The organism is Pannus brasiliensis CCIBt3594, assembly GCF_036688125.1.
In the GTDB taxonomy this organism is placed as follows: domain Bacteria; phylum Cyanobacteriota; class Cyanobacteriia; order Cyanobacteriales; family Microcystaceae; genus Pannus; species Pannus brasiliensis.
In genome coordinates this window covers 1-331 of sequence record NZ_JBAFSM010000118.1, presented here as the reverse complement: position 1 = coordinate 331, position 331 = coordinate 1, and the positions used below count along the sequence as shown (strand labels likewise).

Sequence of the window (331 nt, the reverse complement as noted above, 5' to 3'; positions counted from 1 at the left end):
AAAAACAAAACCAACGTCCCCCGATGCTTGCGCGCTCGCGTAAGCACCCACAGACACGCAATCTTTGGAGTACTTCGCATTCAAGTCGGCGTGAACACCGATGTATACGCCGTCCGTCGCAGACACGATTTTTGCAGCGTCTCTATAACCCACTGCATTCAGGCTGGCACCGTTTGATGCAAATTGCATCACCCCCGTGCCCATGCTCACGTTGTACGACCCCTGATTGCTGGGGCTGTTCGAGAACCCAAAATACAGATTCGAGGCGCCGGTGGCACCCACGCCTGCCCATGGGCCTATCGCCACCGAGTAACTCGACCCTTTTTTTTTC

The 331-nt window shown here is 55.0% G+C and carries 1 protein-coding gene; it reads right to left on the bottom strand.

The genetic code is table 11. From position 1 onward, the window contains the following. Window positions 1–282: hypothetical protein (locus V0288_RS24990; protein WP_332867911.1), on the bottom strand; the 282-nt coding region annotated here is incomplete at its 3' end. Window positions 283–331 lie beyond the last annotated feature (49 nt).